The organism is Halocola ammonii, from assembly GCF_049334165.1.
Lineage (GTDB): Bacteria > Bacteroidota > Bacteroidia > Flavobacteriales_D > Sanyastnellaceae > JBEGHD01.
Window position 1 is genome coordinate 215,848 of sequence record NZ_JBEGHD010000006.1, and the last position, 19,303, is coordinate 235,150.

Genomic DNA, 19,303 nt, shown 5'->3' on the forward strand with positions numbered 1-19,303 from the left:
TCCTAAAGTGGCCCTCGGATGATGCCTTTTTCCGAATTTCTAATGAAGCTCAAAATCACTTCTTTTTCGCTGGAGGAAGGTAGCTCCATTTCAGCTGCTTTTAGTGCCTGCGACATGTTGCTGCTGTGAACGTAAATGGCGCGGTAGACATCTTCTATAGTTGCAATAGATTCGTTTTCGAAACCTCTTCTTCTTAGTCCGATGGCGTTTACACCAGCGTAAGAAAGTGGCTCTCGAGCAGCTTTCACATATGGCGGTACGTTTTTGCGAACCAGTGAACCCCCGGCAATGAACGCGTGCTGCCCAATATGAACAAATTGCTGAACGGCCACTACACCTTCAATTGCTACCCAGTCTTCAATAATCACATGACCGGCAATGTTGGCCGAGTTGGCAATGATGCAGTTGTTGCCAATTTGCGCATCGTGAGCTACATGGACGTAAGCCATGAGCAAACAATTCTGTCCAACTTTAGTGGTGAATTTATCTTTCGTCCCGCGGTTGATGGTCACGCATTCGCGAATGGTCGAAAAATCTCCGATTTCTGCTGTGGTCTGTTCTCCATCAAACTTTAAATCTTGTGGAATAGCGCTGATAACAGCACCGGGAAAAATGCGGCAGTTCTTGCCGATTCGCGCTCCATCCATGATGGTGACGTTCGGTCCAATCCACGTGTTGTCGCCAATTTCTACATCAGCTGCAATGCTGGTGAAGGCGCCAATTTCTACATTTTCGCCAATTTTCGAATCGGGGTGGATATGTGTCATTTCATTCATCTTGTCCTCAGTAATGGATGGCATGGCCGAATCTAATTAATTTTCTTTGGCTACCTGAGCGAGCATGGTAGCTTCTGTAACCAACTTGCCGTTGATAAACGCTTTTCCGCTCATGTTCACCAGTCCTCTACGAATTGGTGAATCCAAAGTTAGTTTGAAAACGATGGTGTCTCCGGGAACAACTTTTTGCTTAAATCGCACATTGTCGATCTTCAGAAAGTAGGTGGAATAATTCTCCGGATCTTCTACAGAGCTGAGTGCAAAAATACCACCGACCTGAGCCATTGCTTCAACCTGCAATACTCCTGGCATCACGGGATTCCCTGGGAAATGTCCCTGGAAGAACGGCTCGTTCATGGTAACGTTTTTCACACCCACGATGCTCTGATCGTCCATTTCCATGATCTTGTCGATCAGCAAAAACGGATAGCGATGGGGGAGCATGCTCGTGATTTTGTTGATGTCAAAGAGCGGCTCTTTTTGAAGGTCAAACTTTTCCGGAGCGTTCTTTTCGTTTTTGATCAGGTCTTTTAAAACTTTCGCAAACTCTACATTTCCGGCATGTCCAGGTCGAGCTGCGAGAATATGGCCACGGATAAATCGACCTACCAGCGCCAGGTCACCCACGATGTCGAGAAGTTTGTGTCGCGCTGGTTCGTTTTCGTATTGCAGTTTGAGTGTGTTCAGAACTCCAATTCCTTCGACCTTGACTTTGAGATCTTCCTTGCCTATAAGCTTAAGAATTCGCTGGATCTCGTCTTCAGCGTACTCGCGTTCGACTAGCACAATGGCGTTGTCCATGTCGCCACCTTTTATCAGGCCGAGCTCTGCCAGCTGCGCAATTTCTTTAAGGAAAACGAATGTGCGGCATTTTGCAATCTCATCGACAAACTCATTGAGGGAATACATACTGGCGTGCTGAGTTCCCAACACTGGCGATTTGTAATCGACCATCACTGTAAGTCTCATTTCGCCACCATCGGTAGGCACTGCGAGCATTTCCACTTCTTTGTCGCTGTTCTCGAAGGCTATATTTTCTTCGAGAACCAAATACTTTCGTTCTGCTTCCTGTTCTTCGAAACCAACCTTTTGAATGGCTTCCACAAAAGGCCAGGAGCTTCCGTCCATGATGGGTACCTCGGGTCCATCGAGAGTGACGAGAGCGTTGTCTACTTTGGATCCGTATATGGCAGCAAGAACGTGTTCAGTGGTGTGAACGCTGGCTCCGTTTTGCTCGAGTGTTGTACCTCTTTTGGTAGATACCACATTGTCCGGATCGGCAACGACTATGGGTTTGCCTTCGAGGTCAACTCGCTGAAATCTGTATCCGGTGTTGGCGGGAGCGGGTTCTATGGTGAGTGTTACTTTTTCACCGGTATGTAATCCTATTCCCGTGAGGCTTACGCTTTGTTTTAGGGTTCTCTGTTTAGAGCTCATTCCGGGGTTTGGTTTAGGTCTTATTATTCTTTTTCTGATTTTATCTGTGCGATTTGCTTTTCGAGCTCATCGATCTTCTTCATAAGATTTGGTAGCCTTTTGAAGCCGATGTATGACATTTTGTAATCGCGAATGGAAAGGTGTGGCGATCCCTGAACGATTTCGCCTTCTTTTAGAATGGAGGAGCCAATGCCCGACTGAGCTGCAATTTTCACGTTATCGGCAATTTTCAGGTGACCAATAATTCCCACCTGGCCTCCAATCATACAGTTCTTTCCAATTTTTGTGGAACCTGCAATACCCGTCTGTGCTGCAATCACCGTGTTTTCGCCAATTTCCACATTGTGGGCAATTTGGATGAGGTTATCGATTTTGGCCCCTTTTCGGATGATCGTAGATCCCAAAGTAGCTCTATCGATCGTGGTGTTTGCCCCCACTTCAACGTGGTCTTCGATAATTACATTACCGATCTGAGCCACCTTGTTGTACTGGTTTTCGGAGTTTGGTGCAAAACCAAAACCGTCAGCACCAATTACTACACCTCCGTGGATTATGCAATTCTTCCCGATTTTGCTGTTGTCGTAAATCTTAACTCCGGCCTGTAACGTTGTTCCGCTTCCAACCTCGGCATTGTTTGACAAGTAGCAGTGCGGATAAATTTTAGCGTTATCACCGACTTTTGCATTCGGGCCGATGTAAGCAAAAGCCCCGATGAACACGTCTTTTCCAACCTCGGCAGATTCGTGCACGAAAGCCAACTTATCGATTCCCGGCTCGGCCTGCTGCATCTGGTTATACATTTCGAGCAGTTGTGCGAAACTGCGGTAGGCATCTTCCACCAAAATCAGTGTGAGAGTTGATGGAAGGTCTTTCTCCGGTTCAAAAGATTTATTGACAATGGCCAGTGAAGCCTGAGTGTCGTAGATGTGCGGAGTGTATTTTGGATTGGCCAAAAATGTGAGCGTTCCGGGAGCACCTTCTTCGATCTTAGATAAATTATCTACAGTGGTTTCCGGGTTCCCTACAATTTCACCTCCGAGCAAGTCGGCTATTTGTCTAGCAGAAAATTCCATGTGGCGCAAAAGTAACAATATTCCCGTCTTTTGCACTCCAAAAAGTGACCAGTGGCGGGGACTTATTAAAAATGTTTTCGACTACTTTAGATGAGGCCGCGAGCTTTTAGTTCGAGGTATTTGTTAACAGTGTTCATCGACAAGTCTTCGGGTTTTGTAAGTATGGTTTGAATGCCTTGCTTCCGAAGGCGAATGGCGAGGTGCTTTTTCTCCAGCACCATTTTTTGAGCAATGGTCTGCGTGTAAATATCTCGTATGTACTCGGCTTTTTTAGTGCTGTAATCCTCCAGTTCGGTGTTTTCAAAAATCATGACAACGAGCAGGTGGTGGGCATTAATTCTTCTCAAAACAGGGAGGGCGCGTTCCAAAGCGTAGGCACTCTCAAAGTTGAGGTAAAGAAAAATCAGGCTACGACTTTTGATGATGTTTCGAATGGCGTGAAAAAGCAGTTCGTAGTTGGCTTCCAGTCGTGCTTCCTTTTCATTGTAAAGTGCCTGCAAGATTTTTTTTAGTTGTACTTTTCCCTTGTCTGCACGGATAGTCGAACCCATCTTGTCGCTAAAAGAAATCAGTCCAGTTTTATCGTGTTTTTTCAGTGCGATGTTTGAGATGACCAGGCTTGTGTTAATGGCGTAGTCGAGCAGGCTGAGGCCATTAAATGGCATTCGCATAGATCGGCTTTTGTCGATGATCGAATACACCTGCTGTGATCGTTCGTCTTCGTACTGATTCACCATCAACTGGTTTTTCCTACTGGTTGCTTTCCAGTTGATGCTCCTCACATCATCGCCTTGCACGTAAGTTTTAATTTGCTCAAACTCGTAGCTATGGCCGAGTCTCCGCATTTTTTTAATCCCATGAAAATTGGAGATACTGGCAAAGGCCATCAACTCGTATTTTTTCATCTGGATGATCGATGGGTAAACCGGAATGGTGTGCTCTTCGTTCTTGCGAATTCTTCTGGAAAGCAATCCGATCTTGCTAGAGATAAGCAGGTTGATTTTGCCAAAAGCGTATTCCCCGCGAACCAGAGGTAGAAGAGAGTACTTCAAAATTCTTCTTTCACCCACAGCCATAGATATTTTCATTTGAAAATCACGCTGCTGAAATTGCACCGGCAACTCATCATAAATAGTGATGAAAAGTTTGATACTGAAGCGATTCATTAGGTGGATTTTCACCTCGTTTTCATCGCCTAGTGAAAAGAGTTTTGGTGTTTTTCGACTGCCTAGAATCAGGTTTTTGTTTTGAGCCAAAAGAATGCAATCCACCAAACAAACCACAGCGAAAAGTACCAGAGCCAGCTTACCGGCAATGAAGAGCGGCTCGTGCAAAAAGCCGAGCGACAGCAGCACTACCAAAGCTCCAATGACCAGAAAAAATCGGCCATTGAGCTGAAACTGTTTTAATACGCGCCAGGTTGTCTTCAAGGTTTGTGGGAGTTTTTAGCGGGGAACATCAATTTTTTCGAGAATGTCGCGAACTACGTCTTTCACGGTCGTTCCTTCCATTTCTCGTTCGTGAGAAAGAATAATTCGGTGGTTAAGCACAGGGTAGCAAACCTCCTGAATATCGTCAGGCGTCACAAAACCTCTGCCCTTGATAGCAGCTTTTGCTTTGGCCGTTTTCATGATGGCCAGAGAAGCTCTTGGCGAAGCACCGAGGAAAAGATCTCCGTTGTTTCGCGTGTTGTGCACGATGTTGGCGATGTAGTCGATGAGTTCTTTTTTGATAAATACTTTTTCAATCAATTCGCTGAATGACTTCAAATCTTGCGGAGAAACGACTGGCTTCACGATTTCCTTTTTGCGGATGTTGAAGTCGCTTTGGAATTCGTAGAGAATTTCTTTTTCGGTGTCCAGGTTTGGATACTCCATCACAATTCTGAAAATAAATCGGTCGAGCTGAGCCTCAGGTAGGGAGTAGGTTCCTTCTTGCTCCACAGGGTTTTGAGTGGCAATCACAAAAAATGGAAACTCCATCTGGTGAGTTGTGCCATCGTAGGTGAGTTGTCTTTCTTCCATCACCTCCATCAGCGCTGCCTGAGTTTTTGCAGGAGCTCTGTTGATCTCGTCAATGAGGATCACATTGGAGAAGATTGGACCGTGCTTGAAGTAAAACTCGGAGTTTTTCACGTTGAAAACTGAAGTTCCGGTTACGTCAGTCGGCATCAGGTCTGGGGTAAACTGAATGCGGCTAAAATCGCTGTCGATAGTTTGTGCCAGCATTTTTGCCGTGAGCGTCTTAGCGATTCCCGGGAGGCCTTCCAAAAGGCAGTGTCCGCCAGTGAGCAAAGCCGTCAGCATCAGCTCTACCGTTTCGTCCTGATCGATCACCACTTTGGCAATTTCGTCCTTGATTGCATCAGTTGCTTTTCTGATGGGTGTTACATCCAGAGTCTGCTGACCAGCGTATGGCGAAGCCGGCTCTTTTGGAAATGCTTCACCGGATTGATCCATTTTAGGTGTCTCGGGAAGGCCGGGTGTTTGCTCACTTCCTGTTGGCGATGGTTGATTGGCTCCCGACTCTGGAGCCTTGTCCTGACTCTCGTTATTTGGGTTTGACTCGTTTGTCAAATCTTTATTTTCCTTTTTGTCTTCTTCTTTCATAAGAATGGATTATTTGCAATTGTGGTAGAAGTGCTCGATCAGGTGGTGGAAATCTACAAGCATTTTGTTGGACACTTCGTACGCTGTCAAGATTTCTTTGTCCTGATCGAAAATCTTTTTGACGACTTCGCGGTCAACCTCCGAGAGATTGGAAATGCGGTCGATTAATTTTTCCTGTTCTTTTTTCGTCTCCGTTTTGGTCTTAATTCCATATCGCTCGCGGATAAAAGCCAAAAAGAGCTTCATCTTGGTGGAGCTGATCTTTCGATGATCTTTTTGCCTCATGTAGAGCTGGCTCACCGTTTCAGCAAACTCAATCGAAGTGTTGGTGTTCGGTTCCAAAACCGGAATAACACGTTGCTTTCGCTTCGATCCCAGAATCAAATATAACAACCCTCCGAGGAGCAAAAGATACCAGGCCCACCGGAGTGGAGGTTGAGACATGATGAAGGTTAGCGGTCCTTCGTTGTCGGCCGCGCCTCTGTTGGTACTGTCCTTGGAGCCTGTGTACTGATAATTTTGGTTGTGCTCGTCAAAATAAACCGGTCCGTCTTTCATGCTCGAAAAGACCTCTCTGGCGTACTCAAAATTTTTCTTTTCAAGTAGGTAATAATTGGTAAAAACCTCCGGAGTGGTGTGGAAGTAAAAAGTTCCTTCTCCGTAGTCGCGGGACAGGTAGTTCGAATAAAACTCGCCATAAAGAGGAGTTTGAATGTCACCCAGCATCACAACTTTTTGGGTAGTGTCTTCCGATAAAATCTGATGATCGAAATAGTTCCAGTTGTGCCACACCATTTCGTTGTCGTACACGTGTTTCCACTCGAAAAGACTATCAGAGCCCATGAGCTTTCCGTTCACAATGGTGTCTCTCACAGAATTGATGAAGTTGGAATATTGCAACGGTTCACTACCCTGCTGGAAGTAATAGTCGAGCGAGCCTTCCGGTAATTTAAAAAGGGTGTCCAGCAAGGTGTAGTTGTGGTATTTGCTTGAAATGTAAGCGTTTCCACCTCTTTCCACAAAGCGCATGATAAAATCCAACTCAAGTGAATCGGTGTAGAGAGTTCGTCCAACAAAAACATAGTTGCCGCTGGCGTCCTCGGGGATTGTCTTGTAGATCGTATCCGTTACGATTTCGAATTCGCCTGTTTTTTCAAAAATATCGGTTAGCACAGTTGTGCCGTATGGATTTTCATCATCGGGCTTGTAGCTTTCGCCCCAATTATAACCCGAGTTTAGAATGATGTAAACCAGCAAGGCTACAACCAAAACAAGAGCGATAATGATAAGGGCAGTGTTACTCTTTTTCATTGCTCTTGCTGTTTTGTTGTTCTAAACGATCGAGAAAACTGCTAAAAGCAGGTAGCAATTTCTGGTAGTCGGTTGCTGAAAAAGGCATTTCGCCATACCACACGTATTCAAATGAGCGTGTTAAATCTCTAAACTCCTTGAATCCTTCGTTGCCTCGCATCTCTCTGACGTATTGACTGTTTGTCTTTTCTCTTTTCCAGGCAATTTTGTTTTGAATAGAGAGATCCTTGAGAATCATCAGGTACAAAATGCGAATCGCTGTTTTGAAGTCTTTTTTATCCAGTGCCTCGCGCTTGAAGCGCTCCAGGTCAGATTCTTCCAGGTTTTCTTCAACGTCTTCCAGCGTGAAGCTCAGCTTCTTTTCTTTGAGCTTTCCAAAACCGATTCTATTTCCCAGCAGCCTCACCAGGACGAAAGTGAGCAAAATCACGATCAGTGAGATCGATAAAACTTTTAGGAGGGTTTGACTTATGCCTATGTCCCAGTTCCAAAAGCTACTGTCAGAATCTTCTTTGTCTTCTTCTTGCGGTTCAATCTCTTCCTCCTCCTCTTCTTGTTCTTTGGTGTTGCCATAATTCACTCCTTCAGTGGCCTCCTCCCACGACTCCTCATTCATTCTGTCAGATTCTTGAGCAATAGAAGTTGCAGGAGTCAACAGACTCAAAGCCACCAGTAGGACTGCGAAGATTGTGAAGACGATATTTCGAATGGGATTAAACTTCTTTCTCAAGGCCGTAAGCTCGTTTTTTGATGCCTATTTCGGCAATTTTTGATTTCAGAGAAACGGCTTGCTCCATTTCTTCGCAGTGATAGTAAAACAAGTTGATGCCGTAGACCAACATTGGGTAGACCATTCCCATACCTACAATTGCTGCAAAGGAGTAGAGAAGGTAAGGCATGTCGTCCAGCAGAAAGAAGTCGGCTGGCAAATTCATGGTAACCAGCTCCAGGTTGAAGTAGAGCAATGGAGCACCTACAACGAGAATGAAAAGAAACTGTACCAGAAAGATGATAAAGTGAAGACCCATCATAAAAGGAAAATTCGATCTCAATAACTGAAGAGCTGTGTTAAACCCGCTGAAAAGAAAGATCTTTTTCTTGATGGCGGAGTAGAGCGAAAGAAGTAGGATAGGTGTCAGCAGACCAAAAGCCAGTGTGGTAAGGGACCAGTGGGGTAGATAGAAAAACAGTGAGATAATCACTGCTGTGAGTGCAATGCTCATTCCATTCTCACGAATAAATTTTTTATAGCCGAGCTCACCTAAGCGGTGTTTTTCAAAAATGAAGATTGAAGTGCTCGTGGCCAGGAAGAAAAACAAGATGGCGAATGGAAGTAGCACCCAGTGCTCGGTGTAGGCAAAAAAGTCATTCAGCGTGGGGAAAGGAAATATTATTTGCCCGGGAGGGAGACCGTAAACGAGGTTAGTCTCGATGATTTCGTAAAAATAATTTCCGGTTCCGTAAACCAGGGCGACCAGTGCGAGAAAGCCGAGGAAGGCTGACCGAAACATTTTGCTGATTCCCTTGCGGTAGAACAAAAATAGCTCTGTGAAAATTCGCCCTACGGATTTCACTTCGTGGAGAACGAGCCTCTCGTTTTTGGTTGGTTGCAATTGCTCTTCTTCCTGGTCTTCGAGGATTCCGCGTTTTCTCAAACGGTAGGGCAGTACCACAAAGTAGCCAACGATAAAAGCTGCGCTCAATACGATTATCGCTCCGCGGAAAAAATCTGGAGTTTCGGTGTATCGAGTAGCAAAGCTTTCGATGACTGCAGCAAAAACCAAAACTGGCACCACGCCCATCATGATTCTAATGCCTCGTCTGGCAGACAAAAGAAAAGCCTGCCCGCGAGAATAGGTTCCAGGGAAAAGCAGTCCACGGCCAAGGGCTAGCCCGGCACAGCCGGCCAGCACGATACAGGAAAGTTCCAGCGTACCGTGGAGCATGATGGCGTAGAAAGATTCGAAGAACAGATCTCGTTGCACAAAGAACCAAATGAAAGCCCCTACCATAACTGAATTGTAGAGCATGATCAAGACAGTGCCGGCAGAGAAAAATACCCCACAGACAAAGGCCAGTAGTGCAACTCGCACATTGTTGCTGGCAATCCAAATGAACATACTGATGGCGTTTCCATCTTTGTAAACGCCCATCGGGTCGCCATTTTTTATGTTTTCCTCCGTCATCGAAACGTATCTGTCCCCGAGAATGATGTTGACGAACTCGGGGTGGTAGATACTACTCATGACACCAATCCCAAAGCCAAAAACAAACAGTAGAAAGGCCAGCAGAAGTTCGTTACGAGAAAACCACATGGCTTGCGGCAGGTCTTTCATCCAAAAGGCCTTGAAGCGACCTGCCCGGTTGCTTTTCGTGCGATAGATGAGTTGGAATACCCGTTGAGCAATTCCATTCAGATATACCCTAACCGATCGGTTCGAATAGTAAGTTCTGGAGTAGGAAAGGTCATCGGTAGTTTCGATGAACAGCCGGTTGAGTTTTTCGGGATCGGTTTTATTGTCTTTGAGCGCGTGCTCAAATTCAATCCACTTGTTTTTATTTTGCTTAATGAAGTCCGTCTCCCGCATGTCCGGTAGTTCAGAATTTTTTTAGAGATTAGCTAAAATATAACTTTCAGATCAAATGCAAACCATCGACATTAAGACCACTCAGAATGTGACTATTAGCTATGAGCTCGGAGGTTTGCTCGATCGGTTTCTGGCTTTTTTGATCGACATTCTCATTCTTTTTGCCGCTTCATTTTTGTTAAATCTCTTCGTTCTCTGGATTTTTATTTCCCTGGACTCCAGGCAAACTGCTGAGGTGGTTCAGTTTATTATCGCTTTCCTTCCAGTTACTTTTTACACACTCTGGATGGAGACGCTTTTTAATGGACAAACAGTAGGAAAAATGGCCCTCCGTATCAAAGTGGTGAAGCTCGATGGGAAACAACTGAACTTTACAGATTACCTAACTCGTTGGGCTTTTCGGTTTGTAGACATTTGGCTCTCACTGGGTGGTTTAGCCGCGATTTTGGTGACTTCTACAGAAAATGGTCAGAGGCTCGGAGGCTTGCTGAGCAATTCTACAGTGGTGCGTGTAAGGCCGAAGCTCAAGGTAAGTCTAAAGGATATTTTGAAAATTAACACAAAGCAAAATTACGAACCGGTTTATCCTCAGATTCGGGAATTTAGAGAAGAAGACATGCTGCTTATTAAGCAAACGGTAGATCGTTTTGATAAACACAAAAATGAAGCTCACCGCGATACCGTGAGAGAACTAAGCGAAAGAATGGCGGAGCAACTTGAGCTTGATGAAATGCCCAAGGAGCCGAAGAAGTTTTTAAAGACCTTAATAAAGGATTACATCGTTCTTACTCGTTGATCCAATTTTGAAAACTCTCAAACTGTCTCCATGCTATTTCAAAATCTCCGATAGAAATTTCGTTGTCAATTTGAGCTTCTCCGATAGAGGAGATAAGTGTACAGTTCACTTTACCGTTTACATTTTTCTTGTCGTGCTGCATTATCTCCCATACGTCCTGGCTGTTAAAAATTCTGCACAGAGATTCTCGAAAGTGTTTGAGTAGCAAGTTTTCGATGCGCTTACTTTCTGCATTGCTGAGGTCGAGTATTTTCTTTGACAAAAGTGTCTCTACAAACATCCCAATGGCTACAGCTTCACCATGTGATAGAGCTTCATCGCTCTCCATAGAAAGTGATTCAACGGCATGACCGATAGTGTGTCCAAAGTTTAGCTTTTTTCTTTCCCCTTTCTCGTTCGGGTCAATTTCCACGATTGAAAGTTTCACTGATGCAGCTTCTTCTACCAATGGTGAGATTTCTGCTGGAGTCGCCTTTTTAATTTCTTCGAGCTTATGAAATAAACCCTCACGGGCAATCAAACCGTGTTTTATCATTTCTGCCAAGCCAGCTGTTAGTTCGCGTTGGGGTAAGGTTCCTAAAAACGATGACGAAATAAGAGTACACTTCGCATCTGCAAAAGTGCCGACCTGATTTTTAAAGGAGTCGAGGTCTATCCCCGTTTTACCTCCGATTGCTGCATCCACCTGACCCAGCAATGAGGTTGGAACGTTGCAAAATGCCATACCTCTTTTATAGGTAGAGGCGACAAATCCTCCCAGGTCCGAGATTACACCACCGCCTAGGTTGATCAGCATCGACTGTCGGTCAGCTCCCAGTTCCATCAGCGTGCTCCATAGCTGCGCTGCAACCTCCAAACATTTTGTTCCTTCACCAGGAGGCACTTCCAGAATTTCGATACGATCTCTGAATTCGGGAATTGATTCTGCCAAAACGGGCCAGCAATGCTTGAGTGTGTTTGAATCTGCCAAAAGGAAAATTCCGGAAACTTCGCTCAGGCCGAGATTTTTGATGTCCTTTGATAATTCCTGAGAAAAGACGACTGAATTCGTTGGGTTCACAGACATTTGCAATTCGTTACAGGTGCAAAATACAAAAGGCTGTCTTCCTGTGGAAAACAGCCTTTTTTCGATTTCGAGTGGTGCCACCTGGATTCGAACCAGGGACACAAGGATTTTCAGTCCTTTGCTCTACCACCTGAGCTATGGCACCGAAATGGAGGGGCAAATTTATAAATATTTTGTCTCGGCAAAACTGTGGGGCAACTTTTTTTCAGGAAGATTTGTAAATGCCCGATTCGCAGTCTATCTCGTGAATGTAATAGACCCGAATTCGTTGTCGATTTTCAGGATCGCCTCCTCTTTGGCGCTTCCAAATGTAGCTTGCCATTCAGTTTCTTTTGCCGGATCGGTGAGAGGCATGTCTTCATCTTCTTCGGGAAAGATCAGAGTACCGTAGCTCGAGTCTACATCCATTTTGTAAGAAATCGAATCGGATACTGTGATCTGGATGTCACCAAAATCGTTGACGAGTTTCAACCAACGACAAGAGTTTGATAACTTATTTATATCTGCAGTACCATATTCGTTAATCACTTCGGTAGAGTCAGTAATTGTACCCACTTTGAGAGTTCCATACTGACTGGCGATCATATTTCCGGCAAAATTGGAAATTTCTGTTGTGCTGTGTTTTCCGGCTACTTCTGACTTGTTAAAGTTGAGGCTATCTGCGGTGAGGTCCGTGTAGTTGAACTTCAGGTCAGTCGGTCCTGAAAGAGTCGGAACGTCAACCTTACAGAAATCGAACCGGCCGAGTACGCCCACAGATTTTGGTAGCTTCACTGTGAAAGTGATGGTGAAAGGTTGCTTTTCACGCTCTTTATACTCAGCGTCCACTCGGGTCGATAGTCCGGTTTCGAGCGGACTGCTATACATATCTACAGTCAAAAGATTAAAAATTTCTTCAGCTTCAGCAGAGTCAGCTGTGAGTGCTTCAACCATGCCTTCAATGCTCACAGCGCTACTGTCCCAGTTGACAACTTTTAATTGAGAATACTGCAAGTTGACATCGAAAAGTCCATCGGCTTCCATCTGGAAGGTCTGTTTGAAGCTTCTGGTTATCGTGGAATCGCCTTGAGCCAAACATTGGCTGTCAGTAAAGAGAAGTGCGACAACAGTGAATGCCGCAAAGAGTGAATTTTTTAATTTCAATTTTTTCATGCTCAACTTTAGGGGTTGTGGCAGTGAAGATAATCACTTCGCATTAGTAGAGCACGAACTTGGTAGAATTTGTATTGCTAACTATTCTTAATACCACAAAAAGAGTTAGTTGCACTCATGTTGGTTCTTGTTTGTGTGGTTAAACAATTGGTGTCGTGGAGTTAATATTTTGATCACACGGTTAATGAATAGATCAAATAATTTTGAATTTGCTTCGATGGAACACTGTAGATGGATTAGCTCAAATATTCGATGAATCACCGAATAGCATCGATATTTTAAAAATTTTTTTTTGAAACTGGATTTTATTTGCTACTTTTGAGATCCTTAAGTATGCCTTCTAAAAATTAATGTATTGTCTAATAGCCAAAAAAAATGCTTAATTATGAAAAAACTTCTATTCTTATTAATGGCACTGTGTTGTGTCGTAACGGCTCGTTCCCAATTAGTTGGGATCACTGTTGAGGAGATTCCTCTGGGCGGTGAGATTGGGTCCACCGACTTCACAGGATATACGGCCTACAGGGTCTATGCCGAGCTGGAGTCGGATGACGACATCCTTACCGCGGTAGCCGCTTATGGTGTTCACCCAATGGAGGTGATGACGACCACTAGTTTTTATCAAAACCCTCAGGGGTTGCTCATCGGGGCTCAGTGTGGTTTCTTTCCTATTGTGCCAGAACTTGAATATGATACCTATTTAACTGTAGGTGATCCATGTGCAAGTGGTATTCAGGAGGTTCCTGGTGAAGGGACTGTAGGAAGTCCGTTTGCACCATTCGAAAACAACGGTGAGAGCCTTGTTATGGATGACGGTGCATGGTTCGGTACTCCTGGTAATCCAAATCTCACAAACAATGAGAACAACCAAATCATGTTGGGTCAATTCGTAACTGATGGTGAATTCAGCTACAAGATCAACGTTCAGGTATTGAATGGTGGTATTGGTGGTCCTGAAGGAAGCCTTCGTTATGTTTGGGAAAACCCAATTAATGAAGAAGGTCAGGGTTATGAAGAGATCGATGGTTCACAGCTTGGATGTATTTACCCAATTCCTGCTCAGGTAGAGGGTTGTACAGTTGAAGCGGCTTGTAACTACGATCCGGCAGCGACTATTGACGATGGGTCTTGTATCATTGTTGATGGAGGTGTTATCTCAACAGATGACGCTACAACTATTTGTGCTGGTGACGGAATTGCAGATGAGATCAACGTAACACTTGAAGGAGCTGAAGGTCCTAACACAGCATGGGTAATTACAGACGAAGATGGAAACATCCTTGATCTTCCTGCTGCACCGCCTTTTGATTTTGAAGGTGCTGAGCCAGGAACTTGCCTCATTTGGAACCTGTCGTTTGACGATGGGCTCGTAGGAGCTGAAGTTGGTTTGAATGCGAACGACCTCGAAGGTTGCTTCGATCTTTCAGAACCAATTGCTGTAGTTCGTGAGCAAGCTGGATGTACAGATCCAGAGGCGTCTAATTATGACGAAAACGCTCAGTGTGACGATGGTTCATGTGTATTCCCAGTAGAAGGGTGTACAGATGAAACAGCTTGTAACTACGATCCAGAAGCGGATGTAGATGACGGGTCTTGTGTTATCGTTAACGGAGGTCAAATCTCGACAGAAAGCGAAACAACAATTTGCGCTGGTGACGGTGTTGCCGATCCGATTGACGTTACTCTAGAAGGAGCTGAAGGTCCTAACATGGCTTGGGTTATCACCGATGCCGATGGAAACATTCTTGCACTTCCAGAAGGATCGCCATTTGATCTTGAAGGAGCTGGTGCGGGTACTTGCCTGATCTGGCACCTGTCATTTGATGACGGTCTAGTAGGAGCTGAAGTTGGAGAGAATGCAAACGACCTCGAAGGTTGTTTCGATCTTTCAAACCCAATTACAGTTGTTCGCGAACAAGCTGGATGTACGGATGAAGAAGCTTTGAACTTCGATCCGGAAGCAGTATGTGGTGACAACGAAGAGCTTTGTGAATACGAAGTTGTTGGGCCAGAAAACGATGAGTGCGAAGGCGCTGTTGAAATTTTGGTTGATGGCGGTGCAACTGCCGGAGATAACAGCGAAGCTACAGGCGGAGGACCAGAAGGATCATGTTTCTTTGACTCTGCTGATTTAGCGGAGAATGATGTATGGTTCTTCTTTGTGGCTCCTGAAGAAGGAGATGTAATCATTGAGACATTTGCTGGTACTAATAGCGACACTCAAGTAGCGGTTTACGATGCTTGTGGTGGAGTTGAAGTAGCTTGTGATGATGACGGTGGGAATTTTGATGACCACGGTGGATCATTCATGTCTGTTGCAGAGCTTCTCTGCGGTGACTACATTCCAGGAGAAACTTATTACGTTCAGGTAGATGGCTACGGAGCTGAAGCAGGAACTTTCGATATTACAGTTTCTACTCAAGCTGTAGAAGGATGTACAGATCCAGAAGCACTCAACTTTGAAGAGTGTGCTACAATCGATGACGAATCTTGTATTTACGACATCCCAGGATGTACAGATGAGAATGCCTTAAACTATGATCCAGAGGCGACTTCAGATGATGGTTCATGTGTTCTTCCAGCTTGTGATTCAGAGCCTATTGCTGAAGAATACTGCTACGGAAATAACGAAGACGGGATTTTCGCAGTTTACCAATCAAATGAGTCAGGAACTCCTATCTCAATCATTTTCAACTCAGGCTCACTAGAGTCATGCTGTGATGATATTATCATCTATGATGGTCAGGATGCATCTGCACCTGTACTATTTAGTGGTTCAGGAGACCTCACAGGATTGGTTTTAGAGGCTACTGGAGATTATATCTCATTAGCGGTTGATTCTGATGGATCAGTTTCTTGCGATAGCGGTTCATCCTCTGGTCAAACTTTTGAATACGAGGTTTACTGTGGATCTGCTATCGTACCTGGTTGTACAAATGAAGAAGCTGTGAACTATAACCCAGATGCAACTGAGGACGATGGTTCATGCGTGATTGCAGCCTGTGATACCGAGCCAGTTTCGGCTACGTACTGCTATGGAAACAGCGAGAATGATATTTTCGCCACGTACGAGTCAAACGCAGCTGGTGTTCCTATGGTAATTGAGTTCATCGCGGGCTCTCTTGAGTCATGCTGCGATGATATCATTATTTACGATGGAGCTACTTCAGATGACCCTGTACTATTTAGTGGTACTGGAGACATTTCTGGTCTTGTCGTAGAATCAACTGGCGACTTTATTTCGATTGCCGTAGATTCTGACGGATCAGTATCATGTGTTTCAGGTTCTTCTTCTGGACAAACATTTGAATATAATGTATACTGCGGATCTCTCCTTGAAGCAGAGCCTTGTGAAGAAGGAGAAAACTCGTATAATGTTTCAGTTGGAGGCGGAAGCTTCGCAAGTGAAGTTAGCTGGACACTTTCTGACGATGAAGGAAACGAAGTTCTTTCAGGAGGTGCACCGTATAATGAGGATGTTTGCCTCGCTGACGGTTGCTACCAACTATCTCTAGAAGACTCTTTCGGAGATGGATGGAACGGAAACGACCTTGTAATTACTAATGAAGAAGGTGACGAACTATATAATGTAACTCTTGAAGACGGTGAAGGGCCAGAAATCATTCTTACTCCAATCGGTGGAACAGCTGAGGAACTCGGTTGTGAAATTGAAGGATGTACTGATGAAGAAGCTCTGAACTACAATCCAGATGCTACTGAAGACGATGGTTCTTGTGAGTACCCTGTAGACAATAACGACTGTGATGGAGCGATTGCTCTTGCTACAGACGGTATTGCTGTAGAGGGAGACAACACGCTATCGACTGCTAGCGATGCGCCTGCAGGTGACTGCTGGTTCGGTGGCGATGAGGTAGATAACGACATATGGTATAGCTTCGTAGCTCCGGAAGGTGGAGATGTAATCATCGAAACTTTCGAGCTTGATGTAGATGGTGCTAATGGCGATACTCAACTACAAGTTTTCGAAAGTTGTGATGCTGAAGCGTCAATTGCTTGTGATGATGACAGTGGTGAAAGCTTGATGTCACAAATCGTATTGACTTGTGAAGATTACGTGCCAGGTGAGACTTACTACATCCAGGTTGATGGATGGAATGGTGAAGTAGGTCCATTCGAGATCTCAATCACTCTTGACCAACCAAACGGACTTGGAGTAGCGTGCCCTGAAGATGCAGTAGCAGAATGTGGAGGTGACCTTTCACCTGAAGCTCTTGGAGAGCCACTTACTGATAACTGCGCAGGTCTTGAGTACTCTTACGAAGATGAAATCATCGAAGGTGATTCTAACTGCTCTTACTCAATTGAACGTACGTTCTTTGTGGTAGGACCTACCGGTGAAGAAACAACTTGTGTTCAAAATATCTCTGTTCTTGATACTGAAGGACCAGTATTCCCAGAGCTTGAAGACATCACAGTTTCTTGTATCGAAGATGTTCCTGCTCAAGAGCCGCTAGTAGCGGTAGACGAATGCTCAGGAAATGAGTACGAAGGAGATATCTTCGAAAGCGAAACAGGATTCCCAATTGATAGCTGTGTACTTTCAGTTGCCGAAGGACTCGGTGCTGACTGGGCAGTTTGGTTGCCATCATTGGCTCAAGCCGGACTTGCAGAAAGCGCAAACTTCAACTGGGTAGACGGTGGTACTTTCATTGCTTACAATGATGGTACAGCTCATATTTATGGTACAGTAGAAAACGAGATTGATCCTAACCAATCATTCGAAGTTTCAATCTGGTTAGAAAATGCAGCTACTTGGTCTGAGTGGAGCGCCCTAGGACGTTCGTACAAAGACGATGCTAACCTGGCAGGAACTAACTACGAAGATTGGACTTACTACGAGTTGGTCAACGGATTCTCAACCCTTACTGGTACCAACGATTACGCTGGTAACAACCTATACCTCGAGCACATGCCTGCCGATTACTACTTCGGATGGCAGTGTGGATTGGCGGCTAACAACAAAAACGCCAATGAAGGTCTAAGTGGATGGTTTACTTACACGGGTGTTGTAGGTGGAGAGCTTGTTGAAGGTCACGGTGACGTGAACGTTGACAAAGAATGCGAAACACCAAACAATCAACCTGACTGCGTTAACGACACAGAAGTAACTTACTTCTGGAGAGCGATTGACGATTGCGGTAACGAAACCATCGCAAGCCAGACAATTACAGTATCTGACGAAATCGGACCTGAGTTCACTGTGTTCCCAGAAGACGTTACAGTTGAATGTGACGAACTTCCGGTACCATTGTTCGAAGGTGTTGAAGCAGTTGATAACTGCATTGGAGATGTTTCTATCGAATACGTAGGTGAAGAGCAAGATGGAGAAGGATGTGAGTACACTATTACTCGCACCTGGATTGCTGAAGATGAGTGTGGAAACGCTACTATCTTCGAGCAAGTAATTACTGTTGTTGACACAACTGCTCCTGAATTCACTTTCGTACCAGAAGATGCAACTTACGAATGCAGCGATGAATTCGATCCAGGAATGGCAGAAGCCACTGATAACTGCTCTGAAAACGTATCTATTACGGTTGAAGAGTCTGTAGAAGGTGACGGATGTACAGATATCCTAACTCGTGTATTCACTGCTGATGACGGTTGCGGAAACACAGCAACAGCTACTCAGACGATCACGCTTGTTGATACTACAGCTCCAGTTATCGAATTGGACGGTGTAGATATCACAGCTGAGTGTGGTCAAACAGATATGGCATTTGCTTCAGCTACAGATAACTGCAACGAAGTAACCCTTACATGGGAAGATCAACTTCAGTCAGGTGGATGTGTAGGAGTACTCGTTCGTACTTACACTGCGGATGACGGATGTGGAAACACATCAACTGCTACTCAGTACATTACTCTTGAGGACAACGAAGCACCAGTGCTTAACGGAGTTCCTGAAGATATGACTGTAGAATGTGACGAAATCCCAGAAGCACCTGTTGTAACGGCAGTAGATGCTTGTGAAGGTGAAGTTGAAGTGAACGTATCAGAGGAAATCATCGAAGGTGACTGCCCAGAAAACTACACTATCGTGTGGACATGGACAGCAAGCGACCTTTGTGAGAACTCTGTAGAAGCATCTGCTTCACTTACAGTTCAAGATACTACAGACCCAGAGTTTGTAGAGTTCCCAGAAGATATGACAGTTGAATGTGACGAGGAATTGGGCGAGCCTGTATTCCCAGTTGCAACTGACAACTGTGATGAAGAAGTGGAAATTGAACTTACAGAAACAGAAGAGCCAGGTGATTGCCCTAACAGCTACACTATCTCTCGTGTGTTCCGCGGATTTGATAACTGTGGAAACGAAGTAATGCAAGTTCAGACTATCACAGTAGTTGACACAACTGCACCAGAGTTCACTTCAGTGCCTGAAGATGTAACTATCGAGTGCGATGCTGAAGTACCATCATCGATGGCAGAAGCTACTGACAACTGTGGAGCTGTAACTGTAACTTCTTCAGA

Annotated in this window: 12 protein-coding genes and 1 tRNA gene; 2 read left to right on the forward strand and 11 right to left on the reverse strand. The window is 44.8% G+C overall.

The genetic code is table 11. The features are described from left to right. Nucleotides 1-2 precede the first annotated feature (2 nt). The 8 genes from lpxA to ABHV44_RS08265 all read right to left on the reverse strand — a co-directional run bounded on the left by lpxA (nt 3) and on the right by ABHV44_RS08265 (nt 9,794). Nucleotides 3-776, reverse strand: a complete 774-nt coding sequence (gene lpxA, locus ABHV44_RS08230) for an acyl-ACP--UDP-N-acetylglucosamine O-acyltransferase (protein WP_459074208.1) — start codon at nt 774-776, stop codon at nt 3-5. Between the two features lie 36 nt (nt 777-812). Next, nucleotides 813-2,213 (reverse strand): bifunctional UDP-3-O-[3-hydroxymyristoyl] N-acetylglucosamine deacetylase/3-hydroxyacyl-ACP dehydratase, encoded by a 1,401-nt coding sequence (locus ABHV44_RS08235; protein WP_459074195.1) that lies wholly within the window; start codon nt 2,211-2,213, stop codon nt 813-815. A 23-nt stretch (nt 2,214-2,236) separates the two neighbouring features. After that, nucleotides 2,237-3,286 (reverse strand): UDP-3-O-(3-hydroxymyristoyl)glucosamine N-acyltransferase, encoded by a 1,050-nt coding sequence (lpxD, locus tag ABHV44_RS08240; protein ID WP_459074196.1) that lies wholly within the window; start codon nt 3,284-3,286, stop codon nt 2,237-2,239. An 86-nt stretch (nt 3,287-3,372) separates the two neighbouring features. After that, a complete protein-coding gene (locus ABHV44_RS08245; protein ID WP_459074197.1) occupies nt 3,373-4,716 on the reverse strand; it encodes a DUF58 domain-containing protein in 1,344 nt (447 codons plus the stop codon). A gap of 15 nt (nt 4,717-4,731) precedes the next feature. Then, the gene (locus tag ABHV44_RS08250) at nt 4,732-5,745 is read right to left on the reverse strand and encodes an AAA family ATPase (protein ID WP_459074209.1); all 1,014 of its coding nucleotides are present in this window, start codon (nt 5,743-5,745) and stop codon (nt 4,732-4,734) included. 159 nt (nt 5,746-5,904) lie between these two features. After that, on the reverse strand, nt 5,905-7,206 hold the full coding sequence (locus ABHV44_RS08255; protein ID WP_459074198.1) for a DUF4350 domain-containing protein: 1,302 nt from the start codon (nt 7,204-7,206) through the stop codon (nt 5,905-5,907). Further along, nucleotides 7,193-7,936: a DUF4129 domain-containing protein gene (locus tag ABHV44_RS08260; RefSeq protein WP_459074199.1), complete on the reverse strand. Its 744-nt coding sequence runs from the start codon at nt 7,934-7,936 to the stop codon at nt 7,193-7,195. Before ABHV44_RS08260 ends, ABHV44_RS08255 begins: the two co-directional genes overlap by 14 nt. Beyond that, on the reverse strand, nt 7,920-9,794 hold the full coding sequence (locus ABHV44_RS08265) for a stage II sporulation protein M (protein WP_459074200.1): 1,875 nt from the start codon (nt 9,792-9,794) through the stop codon (nt 7,920-7,922). The genes ABHV44_RS08260 and ABHV44_RS08265 overlap by 17 nt, the downstream gene beginning before the upstream one ends. Nucleotides 9,795-9,849: 55 nt before the next feature. On the opposite strand from ABHV44_RS08265, the gene ABHV44_RS08270 reads away from it, so the two are divergent. Then, nucleotides 9,850-10,590 (forward strand): RDD family protein, encoded by a 741-nt coding sequence (locus tag ABHV44_RS08270; protein WP_459074201.1) that lies wholly within the window; start codon nt 9,850-9,852, stop codon nt 10,588-10,590. On the opposite strand, the gene aroB is transcribed toward ABHV44_RS08270, so the two are convergent. The 3 genes from aroB to ABHV44_RS08285 form a co-directional block, all read right to left on the reverse strand. Then, nucleotides 10,580-11,758 carry a 3-dehydroquinate synthase gene (aroB, locus tag ABHV44_RS08275; RefSeq protein WP_459074202.1) on the reverse strand — a complete coding sequence of 393 codons (1,179 nt, stop codon included), beginning with the start codon at nt 11,756-11,758 and terminating at the stop codon, nt 10,580-10,582. The two genes, ABHV44_RS08270 and aroB, sit on opposite strands and share 11 nt — an antisense overlap. Continuing rightward, nucleotides 11,729-11,801, reverse strand: a tRNA-Phe gene (locus ABHV44_RS08280). Before ABHV44_RS08280 ends, aroB begins: the two co-directional genes overlap by 30 nt. 92 nt (nt 11,802-11,893) lie before the next feature. Then, entirely contained in the window at nt 11,894-12,808 is a 915-nt protein-coding gene (locus ABHV44_RS08285; protein ID WP_459074203.1) for a hypothetical protein, read from the reverse strand. 385 nt (nt 12,809-13,193) lie between these two features. On the opposite strand from ABHV44_RS08285, the gene ABHV44_RS08290 reads away from it, so the two are divergent. Beyond that, nucleotides 13,194-19,303: PPC domain-containing protein (locus tag ABHV44_RS08290; RefSeq protein ID WP_459074204.1), on the forward strand; the 6,110-nt coding region annotated here is incomplete at its 3' end.